This is a genomic window from Sphingorhabdus sp., assembly GCF_035329025.1.
Taxonomy (GTDB): Bacteria; Pseudomonadota; Alphaproteobacteria; order Sphingomonadales; family Sphingomonadaceae; genus Sphingorhabdus_B.
Window position 1 is genome coordinate 22,088 of record NZ_DAOLHN010000032.1, and the last position, 16,486, is coordinate 38,573.

Annotated in this window: 14 protein-coding genes and 1 pseudogene; 2 read left to right on the top strand and 13 right to left on the bottom strand. The window is 59.4% G+C overall.

What is annotated here, in order from left to right; translation table 11 throughout:
• Positions 1 to 33 precede the first annotated feature (33 nt).
• The 6 genes from PKC81_RS10215 to PKC81_RS10240 all read right to left on the bottom strand — a co-directional run bounded on the left by PKC81_RS10215 (position 34) and on the right by PKC81_RS10240 (position 7,174).
• Entirely contained in the window at positions 34 to 888 is an 855-nt protein-coding gene (locus PKC81_RS10215) for a transglutaminase family protein (RefSeq protein ID WP_324335718.1), read from the bottom strand.
• Positions 839 to 1,780: an alpha-E domain-containing protein gene (locus PKC81_RS10220; RefSeq protein WP_324335720.1), complete on the bottom strand. Its 942-nt coding sequence runs from the start codon at positions 1,778 to 1,780 to the stop codon at positions 839 to 841. The genes PKC81_RS10215 and PKC81_RS10220 overlap by 50 nt, the downstream gene beginning before the upstream one ends.
• Positions 1,781 to 3,208: a circularly permuted type 2 ATP-grasp protein gene (locus PKC81_RS10225; protein WP_324335722.1), complete on the bottom strand. Its 1,428-nt coding sequence runs from the start codon at positions 3,206 to 3,208 to the stop codon at positions 1,781 to 1,783. It abuts the gene before it with no gap.
• 77 nt (positions 3,209 to 3,285) lie between these two features.
• Positions 3,286 to 3,810 carry a GNAT family N-acetyltransferase gene (locus tag PKC81_RS10230; protein ID WP_324335724.1) on the bottom strand — a complete coding sequence of 175 codons (525 nt, stop codon included), beginning with the start codon at positions 3,808 to 3,810 and terminating at the stop codon, positions 3,286 to 3,288.
• Positions 3,807 to 4,352, bottom strand: coding sequence for a histidine phosphatase family protein (locus tag PKC81_RS10235; RefSeq protein ID WP_324335726.1), 546 nt, complete (start codon positions 4,350 to 4,352; stop codon positions 3,807 to 3,809). Before PKC81_RS10235 ends, PKC81_RS10230 begins: the two co-directional genes overlap by 4 nt.
• Complete coding sequence (locus PKC81_RS10240; RefSeq protein ID WP_324335746.1) at positions 4,349 to 7,174, bottom strand: ATP-dependent DNA helicase; 2,826 nt, start codon at positions 7,172 to 7,174, stop codon at positions 4,349 to 4,351. Before PKC81_RS10240 ends, PKC81_RS10235 begins: the two co-directional genes overlap by 4 nt.
• Positions 7,175 to 7,218: 44 nt before the next feature.
• Between PKC81_RS10240 and PKC81_RS10245 the strand changes: the two genes are divergently transcribed.
• Positions 7,219 to 8,793 carry a lysine--tRNA ligase gene (locus PKC81_RS10245; RefSeq protein WP_324335728.1) on the top strand — a complete coding sequence of 525 codons (1,575 nt, stop codon included), beginning with the start codon at positions 7,219 to 7,221 and terminating at the stop codon, positions 8,791 to 8,793.
• Positions 8,790 to 9,764 (top strand): magnesium and cobalt transport protein CorA, encoded by a 975-nt coding sequence (locus tag PKC81_RS10250; protein ID WP_324335730.1) that lies wholly within the window; start codon positions 8,790 to 8,792, stop codon positions 9,762 to 9,764. The genes PKC81_RS10245 and PKC81_RS10250 overlap by 4 nt, the downstream gene beginning before the upstream one ends.
• Here PKC81_RS10250 and PKC81_RS10255 read toward each other — a convergent pair.
• The 7 genes and pseudogenes from PKC81_RS10255 to PKC81_RS10285 form a co-directional block, all read right to left on the bottom strand.
• Positions 9,742 to 10,800: a fatty acid desaturase family protein gene (locus tag PKC81_RS10255; RefSeq protein WP_324335732.1), complete on the bottom strand. Its 1,059-nt coding sequence runs from the start codon at positions 10,798 to 10,800 to the stop codon at positions 9,742 to 9,744. The two genes, PKC81_RS10250 and PKC81_RS10255, sit on opposite strands and share 23 nt — an antisense overlap.
• A gap of 40 nt (positions 10,801 to 10,840) precedes the next feature.
• The gene (locus PKC81_RS10260; RefSeq protein WP_324335734.1) at positions 10,841 to 11,338 is read right to left on the bottom strand and encodes a rhodanese-like domain-containing protein; all 498 of its coding nucleotides are present in this window, start codon (positions 11,336 to 11,338) and stop codon (positions 10,841 to 10,843) included.
• 60 nt (positions 11,339 to 11,398) lie between these two features.
• Positions 11,399 to 13,216 (bottom strand): DUF885 domain-containing protein, encoded by a 1,818-nt coding sequence (locus PKC81_RS10265; protein ID WP_324335736.1) that lies wholly within the window; start codon positions 13,214 to 13,216, stop codon positions 11,399 to 11,401.
• Positions 13,217 to 13,323: 107 nt separating this feature from the next.
• Positions 13,324 to 14,034, bottom strand: coding sequence for a 2OG-Fe(II) oxygenase (locus tag PKC81_RS10270; RefSeq protein ID WP_324335738.1), 711 nt, complete (start codon positions 14,032 to 14,034; stop codon positions 13,324 to 13,326).
• A 147-nt stretch (positions 14,035 to 14,181) separates the two neighbouring features.
• Positions 14,182 to 14,913: an RcnB family protein gene (locus tag PKC81_RS10275; protein WP_324335740.1), complete on the bottom strand. Its 732-nt coding sequence runs from the start codon at positions 14,911 to 14,913 to the stop codon at positions 14,182 to 14,184.
• A 129-nt stretch (positions 14,914 to 15,042) separates the two neighbouring features.
• Positions 15,043 to 15,687 carry a M15 family metallopeptidase gene (locus PKC81_RS10280; protein WP_324335742.1) on the bottom strand — a complete coding sequence of 215 codons (645 nt, stop codon included), beginning with the start codon at positions 15,685 to 15,687 and terminating at the stop codon, positions 15,043 to 15,045.
• 26 nt (positions 15,688 to 15,713) lie between these two features.
• A pseudogene (locus PKC81_RS10285) lies at positions 15,714 to 16,486 on the bottom strand (acetyl-CoA carboxylase biotin carboxylase subunit); the annotation flags it as partial.

A 16,486-nucleotide genomic window follows, 5' to 3' on the forward strand; every position in this document is an offset into this window, starting at 1 on the left:
TAGTCTCGCCCCTGTATCCCTGTTGCCCACGCGTTACTGTTCAACGGCGAGGCTGACAACCATGCTCTGTTCACCGCCACCATAGGATATGCCCGAAATGGGGGCGGCTTCGGAGTAGTCGGCTCCGGTGGCGACGCGGACATAGCGTAGATCGGGGCTGATGCCGTTGGATACGTCAAAGCCGACCCAGCCCAGTCCTTCGACATGGGCTTCGGCCCAGGCGTGGCTCGCCTCTTGCTCGACGCGGTCGGTCAGCATCAGATAGCCGCTTACATAGCGGGCCGGGATGCCCAGGCTGCGCGCTGCCGCGATGAAGATATGGGCGTGATCCTGACACACGCCGTGACCGGCGGCGAGCGCTGCGTCTGCCGTGGTCGCGGAATCGGTGTGGCCGATATCATAGCGCACCGCTGCCAGAACCTTGGTTGAAAGCGCATGCAAAGTCGCCAAAAGGTCATCGCCTTCGGCCACCGCCGACCGGGCAAGCGCCTGTATCTCGCGCGTCGACTCGGTCAATGGGGTAGGTCGCAAGAAATACCACAGCGGCACATGCCCGCCATGCCGCCCCATGATCCCGGCTGTGTCGTTGGTTTCAACCTCGCCATCGCAGCGGACGATGATTTCACCCGCACCTTCGTTGATACTCACCAGCAGAATGTGGTTATTGTGATAGTCGATATAGTCGGCTTCGACCTTGCCGCCTTCGATCTCGGTTTTCCAATGCAGGATTTTTTGCGCAGCATTTTCCTTGGGGATCAGCCGCAACCGCTGCAGCCCATAGGGTACTGGGTGTTCGAAACGGTAATGGGTCAGATGATGGATTTTCAACAGCATCGCATCACCCATAGAACCTGTAATCGCGCTCGATCTGGCCAGCCAGCTGCGCATTGCAGGTCATGAAGTCGGTCAAAAATTCGTGCAGCCCGCTTTCGAATATTGCTTCGATCGGGCGTGTTTGCAGCCCATTGTGGATTTCGTCGGCCAGATCGTGCGACGGCATACGCAGGCCATAATCTTTCGCCAGATAGCAAAGATTACCGTGCAGTTTCTGGTAACAGAAGGCGAGCGAGCGCGGGAAGCGTTCATCGAGGATAAGGAATTCGGCGACGCCGACGGGCCGTGTGTCGCCTGCATTGAGCCAGCGGAAGGCGTGCTCTGCAGAAACCGATCGCAGTATGGTTTCCCACTGCACGTTGTCGAGCGAAGAGCCGACAAAAGAGAGCGAGGGCAGCAGGACATAATATTTGACGTCAAGGATACGCGCTGTGCTGTCTGCGCGCTCCAGGAAGGTACCGAGGCGTGCGAAATTATAGACGTCGATCCGCAGCATCGATCCATGCAGCGCGCCGCGCACCTGTGCCGATTGCTGGCGGATCATCGATATTATTCCGGGAAGATCGGTTTCGCGTACTGGGCGAGCCAGCGCCTCCTTCATCCGCATCCAGAAGGTGTTGGTCGCTTCCCACACTTCGCGGGTCAGCGCCGTGCGCGTCATCCGTGCATTGTGCCGCGCAGTTTCGAGCATCGCGAGCACCGAGGTCGGGTTTGCCTTGTCGCGCAGTAAGTAATTGACGACATGCGCTGCCGCATAATCATCATATCGGCTTTCATAGCCCGATTGCAGTCCGGCAGTGGTGACGACCGACCGCCACTCTTCATCCGAACCGGTGTTCCGTGTCAGCGCCATACGGTGTCCGGCCTCGAGCAGACGCGCCATATTCTCGCACCGCTCCAGATAACGGAACATCCAGAATATGCCGCCTGCGGTACGCCCGAGCATCTAGTCCTCCAGCACCCAGCTGTCCTTGGTGCCGCCGCCCTGACTCGAATTGACCACCAGCGAGCCTTTTTTGAGCGCGACGCGGGTCAGCCCGCCGGGTGTGATCTCGATACCTTTGGGGGAAACGAGGACGAAAGGCCGAAGGTCGACATGGCGCGGCGCAAGGCCAGCCTTGGTCAGCACCGGCACGGTCGACAGTGCAAGCGTCGGCTGCGCGATATAGTTTCCAGGACGTGCCTTCAGCTTTTTGGCAAAGGCTTCCAGTTCCCCTTTGCTGGCGGCTGGCCCCACCAGCATACCATAGCCGCCCGAGCCGTGAACTTCCTTGACCACCAATTCCTTGAGATGGGCGAGCACATATTTGAGCGCATCGGGCTCAGCGCAGCGCCAGGTCGGTACATTGGCAAGCAACGGCTTCTCGCCGGTATAGAATTCGACAATCTCCGGCATATAGCTGTAGATGGCCTTGTCGTCGGCGATACCGGTGCCCGGCGCATTGGCGATGGTAATCTTGCCTGCGCGGTACAGGTCCATGATGCCGGGAACGCCCAGTTGCGATTCCGGGCGGAAGGTCATGGGATCGAGAAAATCATCGTCAACACGGCGATAGAGTACGTCGATCGGCTTGTAGCCCTGCGTGGTGCGCATGGCGACGCGGCCGTCGACGATCCTCAGATCATGCCCCTCGACCAGTTCTGCCCCCATCTGGTCGGCCAGGAAGGCATGCTCGAAATAGGCGCTGTTGTAGATCCCCGGCGTCAGCACTGCGACCACTGGCCGCCCATCGCAGCCTTTGGGAGCGCAGGCCTCCAGCGAGCGGCGCAGGTTTTTGGGATAGCTACCCACTTCGCGGACACGGATTGCACTGAACAGTTCGGGGAACATGTTCATCATCGTCTCGCGATTTTCGAGCATGTAGGACACACCCGACGGCGTGCGCGCATTATCCTCCAACACGTAAAATTCATCTTCGCCGGTGCGGACAAGGTCGATCCCGACAATGTGGGTGTACACACGGCCCGGCGGTGTGAAGCCGATCATCGCGGGCAAGAAAGCGCTGTTCTTGGCAATCAATGCCTCGGGAACGCGGCCTGCGCGGATGATTTCCTGCCGGTGGTAGATATCGTGCAGGAATGCGTTGATGGCGCGGACCCGCTGTTCGATGCCGCGCGACAATTTGCTCCATTGTTTGGCGCCTACGATCCGCGGCACAATGTCAAAGGGTATCAACCGCTCTTCAGCTTCATTCGCCCCATAGACGTTGAAGGTGATGCCGGTGCGGCGGAAGACGGCATCGGCCTCTTCCGCTTTCTTGCGCAGCGCTGCCAGTTGCTGCCCTTCAAACCATGCGGCGTAATCCGAATAGGCGCCGCGGGCACTGCCATCGGGGCGCAACATTTCGTCAAAAGCCGGTGCAGACTGCTCCATGAATCAAGAGGCTGTCAAAAATTTAGGCAGTGCACAAGTGCTTTTCGCAACTGCACAATAAATGTGCAGGCATGATTTTACATGGTCATATCGCGGGCAAGCAGCATGTCGCTGAATTCGACATTATCGACCATGAAAATCGTGTCGCCGATCTTCGAAAATCCGTGCTTTTGGTAAAAGCCGATTGCGCGTTCATTGTTTTCATACACGGCGAGCAACAACCGGCGTGCCTGTCTTTTGTGCGCGATATCGATCGCATGTTGCAGAAGTGCCGCGCCGTTTCCACCACCCTGCCAAGGGCCAAGTAGATAGATTCGCTTCAGTTCCCAGTCGTCCTCGCGCTGAAAATCGGGATGTTCGGGCGGACACAGCAGGGCATAGCCAACCGGCGCGCCCAAAGGGGTTTCGCCGATGATGATGTCGATATCGGGGTTGGCCAGCTTGGCGGCGTAATATTCGGGGCTGTGCAGTTCCTTGAGGAAACGGATCAGCGCCGGGCCCGGATGATCGAAAGCAAAGGTTGCCAAAAAGGTCGCTTGCCCGAGCAGCGACAACGCTTCCTCATCTCCCGGCTGTGCGCTGCGCCAGATGATTGGCGTCATTCCTCGTCAGGCCCAAGGCTGGCATCGAGGTCGCGCGGGCGCACAAAGCGCTTCAGATGCGCAACAGGCTTTCCAATGTCGGCCCAATGGTCGATCGGGATTTCGAGCTGTGCAAGAGCGGCTGTCGGATATTTGATCTCGACCTCATCGCGCAAAGGCGAGCTGCCATCGTCGGGTACGAGATCGAATACCAAATCTTCAACTGCGGGGCAGTGGCCCACGACCATCACCGTCTCATGCGCGTCGTCGACCTCACGCAGCACATCAAGCACGGAAGCGCTCGACGCCAGGTAGATTCGCCGTTCCCACGTTGGTTCCATCTTTCGGCCGTAACCCGTCCAGACGCCGTCGAGCGTTTCGATCACGCGCACGGCGGGGCTGGCGATGACATGTTCGAAGGTCACGCCGTTGGAAGCCATCCACTGGCCGATGGTACGCGCGGCCTTTTCACCGCGTTTGTTCAACGGCCGGTCAAAATCGCGCGCGACCGGATCGTCCCATCCCGACTTGGCATGGCGCAGCAGGTAAAGCGTCTTCGTCAAAAGGGGATATCCTCGTCCTCAATCTCTTGCGCGCTCCCCTGCCCGAAATTTGTTGCAGGTGAAAGACCGGATTTGATCCGCCGCACCGCCTCATCGAGCGTGACGCGGTGGATGGGGGTTCCTTGCGGAAATGCGGTCAGCAGCCGGGAAGGCGTGGCGGAGGAGAGCAGCACGAAATGGCCCTTGTCATCGGCCTTGCGGATCAGACGACCAAAGGCTTGTGCCAATCGGGCGCGGATGATGCGGTCATCATATTCGGTACCTCCGCCCATCAGCCGCCGGGCCTTGTGCAGGATGTCGGGGCGCGGCCATGGCACCTGCTCCATGATGACAAGCCGCAGCGAATGGCCCGGCACGTCCATCCCGTCGCGCAGCGCGTCGGTGCCGAGCAAACTTGAATGGGGATCGTCACGGAATATGTCGACCAGCGTGCCGGTATCCATCGGGTCGACATGCTGGGCGTAGAGCGGCAGTCCGTCGCGCGCTAGCCGGTCGGCGATACGGGCATGGACGCTGCGCAGCCGCTTGATTGCGGTGAACAGCCCCAGCGTACCGCCCTGAGACGCCGAAATCAGCGCCGAATAAGCCCCGGCGAGTGCCGGCATATCGCCACGCGTAATGTCGGTCACCACCAGCACTTCGGCCTGTCTGGCATAGTCGAACGGACTAGGGGCCGCAAAATGTTCGACCTTATGTTCGAGATGCGCGGCCCCGGTGCGTGCCTCTGCGGTGTCCCAATCTCCGCCGCTCCGCAATGTGGCCGAAGTGGTGAGAATGCCATGCGCGGGCTTCAGGACGACGCTCGACACCGGTCGTGTCGGATCAAGCCAGTGGCGGTGGATACCGATATCATATTCGCGGCCTTCCCCCCGATCGACCGCCAGCCAGTCGACAAAGTCCGGGTCAGCAGGACCGCCGCCGCGCCCGAGCAAGGCGATCCAGCCGCGCAGCGTGTCGACACGCCACCCAAGGCTCGCCATCGCGCCTTCGATCCGTGCCCGCGCTGCTCCGTCGAGCCAGTCGGGTGCATCCTCGACGATCGCCTCCAGCCGCTGCCCCAGCACCATCAGAGGTTTGACCAGTGCTTCGAGCGCCTTCATCAAATCGGCAATCGCTTCGATGAGGTGCGCATCCAGATTGGCATATTCGGTTTCGAGGCCATAGCCGCTTTCGGCCTGCCCTTCGTCGCGCGCATAGACCGTGGCGCGCACAGCGGCGAGCAGCCGTTCGGCAGGCCCTGATGGCACGCCTTCGTTGACGCGGCCAAGCCAGCCGTCACCGGGCAGCGCCTCTGCCGCCTCGCGCGCTGCTTCAATGGCAAGTCCGCCTTCTTCGTCATAGCTGGCAACATCGGCGAGCCGTGCCGATAGCCCGCGTCGACGGCCGCGCGCCTTGCCTTCGGGGCCGATTATCCAGCGGCGGATTTCGATCATTTCCGCGCCGGTCAAGGCAGCGGCAAATGTCGAATCCGCCGCGTCGAACAAGTGATGGCCTTCATCGAAGATAATACGTGTAGGGCGCCCCGCTTCTTCGCGCCCGCGCGCAGCGTTGACCATCATCAACGCATGGTTGGCAATTACGATGTCGGCCTGTGCCGAAGCGCGGCTGGCGCGTTCGATGAAGCATTTGCGATAGTGCGGGCAACCTGCATAGATGCACTCGCCGCGCCGGTCGGTCAGCGCGGTCGAACCGTTGCGACGGAACAGGGTCGGAAGCCATCCGGGCAGATCGCCTCCGATCATGTCGCCATCGGCGGTATAAGCTGCCCAGCGCGCCACCAGATGCGCAAGGATGGCGGCCCGCCCGGCAAAGCCGCCTTGCAGCGCGTCTTCAAGGTTCAACAGGCACAGATAATTCTCACGCCCTTTGCGGACGACGACCTTTTCTTTGAACTGCTGCGCGTCGGGATAAACCCTCCGTGCCTCGCTAACCAGCTGCCGCTGCAAGGCCTTGGTATAGGTTGATATCCAGACCGCGCCGTCAGCCTCTTGTGCCCATAGCGAGGCGGGGGCGAGATAGCCCAGTGTCTTGCCGATGCCCGTGCCGGCCTCTGCCAGCAGCATATTGGGCTGGCCCTTGCGCGCCCGCGGATCGAAAATATGCGCCGCGCTGGCGGCAAAGGCGCGCTGGCCTTCGCGGATCTCGGCACCGCTGCCGGTCAGGCGGGCGAGTTGGGTTTCGACGGCGGATCGGTCCAGCACCACCGACCGCGGCGGCGTGCGGGGCGGCGCTTCCTCCCATTCGGGCAGCTTGGAAAACAGCCAGCGCTCTTTTTGTTCGGGCTTGGGCAATAGGTCCGCAACCACCCGCGCCCATGGCCAGCGAAGCCGTGTCAAAGCCTGCGCCGCATCCCAGGCCCCTTCGCGTTCCGGCCATGCGGGGTCGGTGAGGGTGGCGAGAAGCTTTTGGGTGGCGGTCAGGAGGAGTGGAGCGATGGCTTCGTCTCTAATCCCCTCCCCTTCAGGGGAGGGGTTGGGGTGGGGTCTATCAGCGTAGAGCAAGGGTTGCGAGACCCCACCCCCGGCCCCTCCCCTGTAGGGGAGGGGAGGAATATCCAGCGCTTCCGCCAACCCCTTCGCCGTAGGCACCACAAAGCGCGCTGGATGCACAAAGGCGAACAGTTCGAGCAGATCGAGCCCTGACAATTCGGCATAGCCCAGCCGCTGCGCCACCAGCGGCGCGTTGAGCAGGATCATCGGCGTTTCTGCCGCCCGCGCCACCGCCTCTGCCTTACCTACCCGCCGCGTTTCGCCATTTGACGAAGCAATCCAGATACCGGCATGGCTTGCATGCAGCGCAGGAAAGGCTAGGGGAGGGGCCATAAATGCCATTCATGGCAAGTTTGGAACGAAAAGGAAACGTTGAAATGAGCGTCGACCCCGCCCTTCGCACGGCAGCCTTGGCGAGCAAGGCATGGCCCTATGAAGAGGCTCGGCGCGTGCTCAAACGCTTTCCGCAGGGCAAGCCGGGCGGCGCGCCTGTGCTGTTCGAAACCGGCTATGGCCCGTCGGGCCTGCCGCATATCGGCACCTTCAACGAAGTGCTGCGGACAACGATGGTGCGCCGCGCGCTGGAGGAAATGTCCGACATGCCGACGCGGCTGGTGGCTTTTTCCGACGATATGGACGGGCTGCGCAAGGTGCCGGACAATGTACCCAACCAAGCGATGCTCACCGAACATCTGGGTAAGCCGCTGACGCGCATCCCCGACCCGTTCGAGAAATATGAGAGTTTTGCGCATCACAACAATGCGATGCTGCGTGAATTCCTTGACCGTTTCGGCTTCGAATATGAATTTGTCTCTTCGACTACGATGTATGAAGGCGGCCAGTTTGACGAGGCGCTGAAGGGCGTGCTGCGCAACTATCAGGGCATCATGGACATTATGTTGCCGACGCTGCGCGCCGAACGCGCCGCGACCTATTCGCCGGTGCTGCCCGTCAGCCCAAAATCGGGTGTGGTGCTGCAGGTTCCGGTAACGGTGGTTGATGCCGAGGCAGGGTTGGTGTCGTTCGAGGATGAGGGTGAGACGATCACCCAGTCGATCCTCGGCGGACAGGCAAAGCTGCAGTGGAAGGTCGATTGGGCGATGCGCTGGGTCGCGCTGGGCGTCGACTATGAAATGTACGGCAAAGACCTGACCGACAGTGGCATCCAGTCGGGCAAGATCGCGCAGGTGCTCGGCGGGCGCAAGCCGGACGGGCTGATCTACGAGATGTTCCTCGACGAAAAGGGCGAGAAGATTTCGAAATCGAAGGGCAATGGTCTGAGCCTTGAGGACTGGTTGTCTTACGGCACCGAGGAAAGCCTTGCCTTCTATGCCTATCGCGAACCCAAGAGCGCGAAGCAGCTGCACCTTGGTGTGATCCCTCGTGCGGTCGACGAATATTTCCAGTTCCGCGGGACTTATGCGGGCCAAGAAATCGAGAAGAAGCTCGGCAATCCGGTGCACCATATCCACAATGGCAAAGTTCCCGCCGACGTCCCGCCAGTGACCTTCGGACTGTTGCTCAACCTTGCCGGTGTCATGGGGCCGCACGCGACTGCGCCGCAAGTGTGGGGCTATCTTGCCAATTATGTGCCCGATGCCACCGCAGCAACGCATCCCGAACTGGCGAACCTCATCAACCTCGCGCTGGCCTATAACCGCGATCATGTCGCGCCGACGCTGCAACGGCGCAAGGCGGAAGGTATCGAGGTCGAGGCGCTGAAGCGGCTTGACGCTGATCTCGCGCCGCTGCCTGCCGATGCGCCTGCCGAGGATATCCAGAATATCGTCTATGAAATCGGCAAAACTGGCGGCTTCGAAAATCTGCGTGACTGGTTCAAGGCGCTGTATGAAACGCTTCTGGGCTCGAGCGCTGGCCCGCGCATGGGCAGCTTCATCGCGCTTTATGGCATCGCCAATACCCGCAAGCTGATCGCAGAGGCACTGGGATGAGCGTTATCGCCGCCCGCATCTATCGCGACGGGCGGCTGCTGACCGACGTTGATCTGGCCAAGCCGATCCCGACGCTGGAGAAGAAAGAGGATTTCATCTGGATCGGGCTGCACGAACCCGAAGCGGCAACGATCAAGACGATCCAGCAGCATTTTGGGCTGCACGAATTGGCGGTCGAGGATGCGCTCGATCCGCGGCATCTGCCCAAGATGGAAAGCTATGGCGAAACGCTGTTTGTTGTGGCACGCACGGTGCATCTGGAAGGTCCGGATGACAGGATCGCCTACGGCAACACCGCTATCTTTCTGGGGCGGCAGTTCATCATCACGGTACGGCACGGTTCGATGCGCGGCCATGCGCCGATCCGCCAGCAACTGGAGGCGACGCCCTGGCTGTTGAAGCATGGGCCGGACTATGTGCTGCACGCGATCCTCGATTTCATCGTCGACGGCTATTTCGACGTCATCGACATTCTGGAGGAGCAGGTTCTGGCGATGGAGGATCAGGCGCTCGAATCTTTCCTCAACCGCGCGCAGACAGCGCGGCTGTTTACGTTGCGCCGCGACCTGTTCCGTTTGCAGCGGATATTGGGGCCGATGGAGGATCTCGCCAACCGCTTCGTCAACATCGACATGCCGCAGCTCGACAATGACATCGATCCCTATTTCCGCGATCTTGCCGATCATGTCCGTCGAGTGAACTACCGCGTGGCGGGCTTGCGCGATACGCTTACCAGCGTGATCGAAACCAGCGGCTTGCTGGAGCAGCAAAGACAGGGCGTCATTACCCGCCAGCTGGCCGCATGGGCAGCGATCCTCGCCGTGCCGACCGCGATCGCGGGGATTTACGGGATGAATTTCGATTTCATGCCAGAGCTGCACTGGAAATATGGCTATGCCGCCGTACTGGGCGTGATGTTCGTGATTTGCGGGACGCTCTATTACCGCTTCAAGCGGTCGGGATGGCTGTAACCCGGCGTAATACCGACCAATAATTGGGTTCGATCGTCATCTTCGCATGATAGCCGCCCTTGCCGAGCAGCGCGTGCGCGCGCGGCAGGTTGTAACAGGGTACGCCCATGAACAGATGATGCTCGCTGTGATAGTTCACCCAATAGGGCGCAACCGTCGAGCGTTCGATGAGTCCGGCATAGGTCGTGCGCGCATGGGTGAAGGGATCATCGCTGCCGGTGGTGGTGCAGGCATGCTCCGCGATGTTGCGGATGCGTAGGAAAAGCTGAAATGTCGTCGCCAGCGCCGCGATCCAGAGCAGAAAGGGCAGCCAGCCCCAGAAGGTCAGCGAAACCGCAAGCAGGATGAGCTGCACGAAGAGGAAGCGGCCCACGGTGCGCGCGGTGGTCTTTGCGCCTTCGATATTCGCGACCGGCGCATCGATGCCGCTGCGGCTTTGCAGGTTGAAGGCGCGTCCGGCGCTGGTGTCGCGCTTGCCATCCGCTTCACTCGCCTCGTTCGTCAGCATTGCCTGGAGCCCGCGAAGCGCGGCTGCGAACTGGTGGCTGCGCTGTTTAAAGAAAGTCTGCCCGGTCAGGTCACGCATCACCTTCCGCCACAGGCTGGCGCGCGTGGTGGGGAAGGGTTTGGAAAGCGACAGGTCGGGGTCTTCCGGCTGCTGCGTGAATTTATGGTGCGTCAGGTGATAGGCGCGATAGGCATGCAGGTCGCTGCCCGTTGCCGCGCCGCTTGGCCATTGGCCGAGCCAATTGTTCACCTGCCGGTTCGGGTGCAACAGACCGTGCGCGCCATCGTGCATCAATATCGAAAGCCCCAATTGCCGACCGCCCAATATGGCCAGCGCGATTGGCGTCGCTACCAAGCCAGCCATCCAGCTTTGCTCCCATGCCCAAGCGGTACCAAATGCGGCCAATGCAACTACAGACCAAGCATGGACAATCTGGAAAATGCCCTGCCAAGGGGAAACGCGCGTTATCGCGCTCCAGTCTTCAGGGGCAAAGATAGTTCTGGGATTGGCGGCTTTGACGGCGGGCATGGGCGCAACATACACCCAACTCCACCGGCTGCCAAATCCGCTACGTCGCGGCGCTTACCCAGCCAACGCGCGGGTCGTCCATGTCCACCGCCTCACCCAGCTCCCAGACATTTTTGTATCCATAGCCGTAGAGGTTGATGAAGGTCTGGATGTTGAGTGCCAGCGGCAAAGCCTTGGTCACTACCGGACGGCGGTTGTTGGTGAAATTGTTGTTGCAGTAAATCAGGATCTCGCGGTCGGGGTTTGTGCCAATGATCTCCGCCAGACTTTCGGCGGTGAAGTCTGGGAGCGGGAGGTTGATTGCGCCTGCAATATGCCCCTCTTTGAAGGCTTGCGCGGACCGTGCATCGAGAACCAGAACATCAGGTCGGGCAGCCCGCGCCTTGAATTGGGCGAGCGAGACCAGACGCTCCGATCGCACGGGTTGCACTTCGGAAGTTAGCGCGCGGAATCCGGCATAGTCGATGAGAGGATTGCTGCCATCCTGTGCGCAAAGTGGCGTAGCGAGAGCGAAAAGTGGGAGTAGTAAAACACGCATGGGCAGCTTCCTCCAATCGGGGAAAGCTGCCCATATGGCGTTTAACGGGTGCTGAACGCGTTACTTCTGCGACGCAATCCAGCCGTCGATTTTCTTCTCAAGCACCGCCAGCGGCAGGGCACCGGTGTTGAGCACCTGGTTGTGGAATTCACGCACGTCGAATTTCGCACCCAGTTCCTTTTGCGCTTTGGCCTTCAGTTTCTGGATGGTCATGGCGCCAATCTTGTATGCCAGCGCCTGGCTGGGGATGGCGATGTAACGCTCGACCTCTGCGGTGGCATCGGTGCGGCCCATATCGCTGTTGGCGAGCATATATTCGATCGCCTGATCACGGGTCCAACCCTTGCTGTGCAGGCCGGTATCGACAACGAGGCGCATCGCGCGCAGCATCTCGTCTGACAGTGTACCGAAGCGCTGATAGGGGTCTTTGAACAGACCCATGTCATATCCCAGCGTCTCGGCATAAAGCGCCCAGCCTTCGACATAAGCGGTATTACCGCCAAAGCGCATGAATGCCGGCAGCTTGGCATTTTCCTGTGCGAGGCTGATCTGGAAATGGTGCCCGGGTGCGCCTTCATGCAGATAAAGCGTCGTCATGCCCGAGGTGGTGCGGCTGGGCAGGTCATAGGCGTTGAAATAGAAGGTGCCAGGGCGGCTTCCGTCGGGAGTACCTTGCTGATAGCTGCCGCCCGCCTCATATTTTTCACGAAACTCTTCATAAGGCTTGATCTCGAGCGGCGCCTTGGGGAGATATTTGAATTGGGTCGAAATGACAGCATCGACCTGTTTGCCGATGTCATAATAGCCCTGCGTTAGCGCCTCACGGCTTTCCTTCTTGAACTTCGGATCGGTGCGCAGATGCTCGAAGAAGTCCTGCAGGCTGCCCTGGAAGCCGACTTCGGTCTTGATCGCTTCCATGCCCTTTTTGATCCGCTCAACTTCGGCAACGCCCAGCAGGTGGATGTCTGCGGCCTTCAACGGCAGGGTGGTCGTCTGTTCGACCATATATTGGTAAAGCTTGTCGCCGCCCTTCATGTGCATCAGGCCAACGCCTTCGCGTGCCAGCGGCAGATATTCATCGCGCAAGAAATCGCGCAGACGCTGGTTGGCGGGATACAGGCCTTTTTCGACTATATCGCGATATTCGGCGGTCAACCGTGCCTTGTCCGCCTCGCTGAAATCAGCCGGGAATTTCTTGACCGGGCCGTAATAGGGTGAATCTTCGGTCTTCTGCGCCAGTTGGGTGTTCAACTGATCAATGACGTTGGTAATTGTCAGCTTCGTTTCGAAAACGCCTGATTTCATGCCCTGACGGAAACGCTCGATCGAGGCGTCCATTAACGGGATGAACTGCCTGTGGCGTTTCAGGTTGTTTTCGTAGTCGGCGACCGTCTTGAATGGTGCCGCACCCTGTCCGCTGGCGAAGGTGGGGTAAAATGTGTGGAAGCCAGAAAAGTGATTGACCGGACGAACTACAGTCAGGTCCATGATTTCTTTGGACAATCCTTTCAACGTATCAAGCTGGTTCTGCTTGAAAACGTCAAAAGCGATCTGGCCGGTTTCATCGAGCTTTGACCGGTCGATTGTATTGAGCTTGGCAAGATTTGCTTCGGCGGCCTTGCGTTCACCTTCAAAATAGGCGTCGCTGATATAATCGCCAAACTGGTCGGCATATCGCATGTCGCCGCGGAAAAGGGCAAAGAGCGGATTGCGCTTCAGATTGGCTTCATCGTCTTCTGCGAACAGCGTAAACAGCTTCTGGTTTTCAGTCTGCTCGACGGCGGGTGCCGCTGCAGGCGCCGCTTCGTTAGCCGATGCAAGCGAAGGTGCGAGTGCAAGCGACGATACCGCGAGCAGTTGGACAAGGCGTTTATTCATCGAAAAATCTCCAGCATATTATGATAGCTGCGAAGCGGCATCGGCATCGCTAAGCAATCCGGTTTCGACAGACGGACGATATCAGACCGCGAACGCGCACCGGAATTTCAAGCCTTCAATGTGTTCAATTCCAGCCAGTTGTTCTGCCGATACCATTTGGTGATGATATGTTTGACACCCTTTTTCACCGGGGTGCCGGTGTGAAGCGATTTGTAATTCAACGTGCCATCAGGTTTCATGTTATTCCACATAAGCATCGTGCCTGCCTGTGGACGGACGCCGATGCCGATATGTGGAAATTCGGTCGCACCGCCCTCTTCAACATCGTTCAGGAAGATCATCGCAGTCCAGCTCCGCTGTCCGCCGCGCGGGCCTTCATGATCCCAATAGCTCTGGCCGGGATGGAAGAAGTCGTGATGCGCCTTGAATTCCTGCCCGACCTGATAGCGCTGGCCTTGCATCGTTTCCGCCCAATTATTGTCGATACCGAGCGTATCGCTCATCCTGGCCTCAACACGGGTAATGTCGGGATCCCAACGGTTAAGATGGCAACTATAGCTCGTCCGGAATCCGGCTTGTTCTGTGCCTTTATACAAGGTTGAGGGCACGGCATCGGCGTCGATTTTGGAGATCAGCATCTGGCAGTCGCGCTTGCCCAGAAAGCCTTGATAGACATAGACCTGCAGGTCTGGCACGTCGATGCGCTGGACCAGCGGGTTGTTCTCCAGCTTGCGGGTCACGAATGCGCCGATTTTGGCGAGCTTGGCCGGATCGTTATTGGGATCGAACTTGGTCGGGGCTTCAAGGTCAGCGGACACGCGTTAGCTCCATGCGGGGATGAGTCGCCTGCCTCATAACATGCAAAGCAATTGGATTTCGAGGGGTTGTAAAGCTGGCGCGGCGCAAATGAAAAGAGCCCGGGGCGGAAGGCACCCCGGGCTCTTCAACTTCTGGAGGGATCAGGATTACCAGAAGAAGTCGTGTATCACGTCGACGACATAGCCGTTGCGGACATCGATCAGCAGCACGTCGTCATAATAGCGCACCCAGCGGTAGGGGCCGTGCGCGGGTGGCAGGCGATAATACCAGGGGTCGGCTATCCAATAGCGGTTCGAATAAAAGGGCGAGCCCAGATAGATGCCGATGCTGAACCAGCGGTACCGGTCGTAGCGATTGGGCGCGTAATATCGGCCCGGCCGGTAATAGCTGCGATAGCGTTCGCGGTGACCGCGCCAATCATAGCGGCGGTCATTGCGCCAGCCACGATCCCAGCGATCATTGTCGCGCCGGTCATACCGGTCGTTATTGCTCCAGCGGCGGTCATCATCGCCCCGATTCCAGTTGCGGCCATCATTGTCACGGCGGGTGCTGTCTTCTCCACGGCGACGTTCCTCACCCCGGTTCCATTGCTGACCCTGCTGTTGGTTTTGCGACTGGTTCCAGTTTTCACGCCGTTCTTCGCGCCGCGCGCCGCGCTGGCCATCCTGCGCGGAACGCTGACTGCGACCTGCGCTGTCGTCTCGGTTAATACGTCCTTGGCCGCGCACCCATTCGCCTTTGCGATTGTCACCGCGGTCGAAATTGGCGGTGCTGACCGATGCCGATCGTCCGGCGTTCGTTTGCGCGGGCTGGGCTGCGTAGGCCGCTGGCGCAAGGGCGATTGTCGAAACAATGCCGAATAAAAGAATCTTTTTCATCGTTGGTCCCCGATGCGGGATTGGCACTGTGCCGCTCCGTTGAAGCCCTTATCCCCGATTCTGGCTGTCGCGAGGCTGAATGAGGCTGTAATGTTCAGGAAAGGTGCGATTTAGCTGAACGGCTGAATTTCAACCAATTGCATCAAATGCAATGTCGAGGATCGGGAAAGCTTCCCAGCCAGCGAAATCAAAATGCCACCATTCGTTCGAAATTCCGCGAAACCCTTGCGCCTCCATCCAGCGTTCGAGTCGCACGCGATTCGCGATTGCTTCGGGTGCGGCCGCCATGAAGTCGCGATGCGCGCGTTGGGTGAATTCGTCATAACCGCTCGGCATTTCAACCAGTGCGCCGGTATCGAGCCGGTGCAGTGAAAGATCGACCGCACAGCCGCGATTGTGCTTTGAACCCTGTTTGGGGTTGGCGACATAGTTGCGCAGCGGCCCGGGCGGAGTCGCATCCCACAAGGCCTTGGTGATGCGCCAAGGCCGATAGGCGTCAAAGATGGTCAGGCCATAGCCTTCGGCGGCTGCCGCCTTGTGTGCACTTGCCAGCGCCTTTGCCGCAGGTTGGACCAGAAAAGCGCGCGGTTGGTCATAGAGAATGCGACCGGTGAAATTGTTGGTCGTCGCATAGCGGATGTCAAGACGAATGCCGGGGTCGAGCTGGGTCAACTCAACCAGCTCTCCCGCTACCGCTTTGGCTGGTGTGTTCGACGGTCGAGCTGGAGGGGCAATTTTCTCGCTGCGGTCGCAGGCGAGCAGTGGCGCTATCATTGCGCCAGCGACAAAATGTCGCCGGTTCAGCTTTCCTGCCGCGCCAACCACTCTTCGAGCCACTTGATCGTATAGTCGCCATTGATGACGTCCGGATCGCGCAGCAGCGCCTGATGCAGCGGAATGTTGGTCTTGATGTCGGTGATCACCATTTCCTCAAGCGCGCGGCGCATGCGCATCATGCAGCTTTCGCGGGTGCGACCGTAAACGATCAGCTTGGCGATCATGCTGTCATAATAAGGCGGGACGCTATAGCCCGAATACATACCGCTATCGACGCGCACATGCATGCCGCCAGCCGCGTGGTAATGGCCAATCTTGCCGGGGGAGGGCACAAAAGTGCGCGCATCTTCGGCATTGATCCGGCATTCCATCGAATGGCCGCGGAATTCGAGCATATCTTGCGTCACCGAAAGCCCGCGACCTTCGGCCACGCGGATTTGTTCGCGGACAAGGTCAAAGCCGGTGATCATTTCGGTCACCGGATGTTCGACCTGGATGCGCGTATTCATTTCGATGAAATAGAATTCGCCATTTTCCCAGAGGAACTCGATTGTGCCGGCACCGCGATAACCCATACCTGCCATCGCCTTGGCGACGATATCGCCCATGCGGGCGCGTTCTTCTGCGGAGATAACCGGCGACGGCGCTTCCTCAAGCACCTTCTGGTGGCGGCGCTGCAGCGAGCAGTCGCGTTCACCCAGATGGATGGCGTTACCCTCTCCATCCCCAAAAACCTGAAACTCGATGTGGCGCGGGTTGCCGAGATATTTTTCGATATAGACGGTCGCATCGCCAA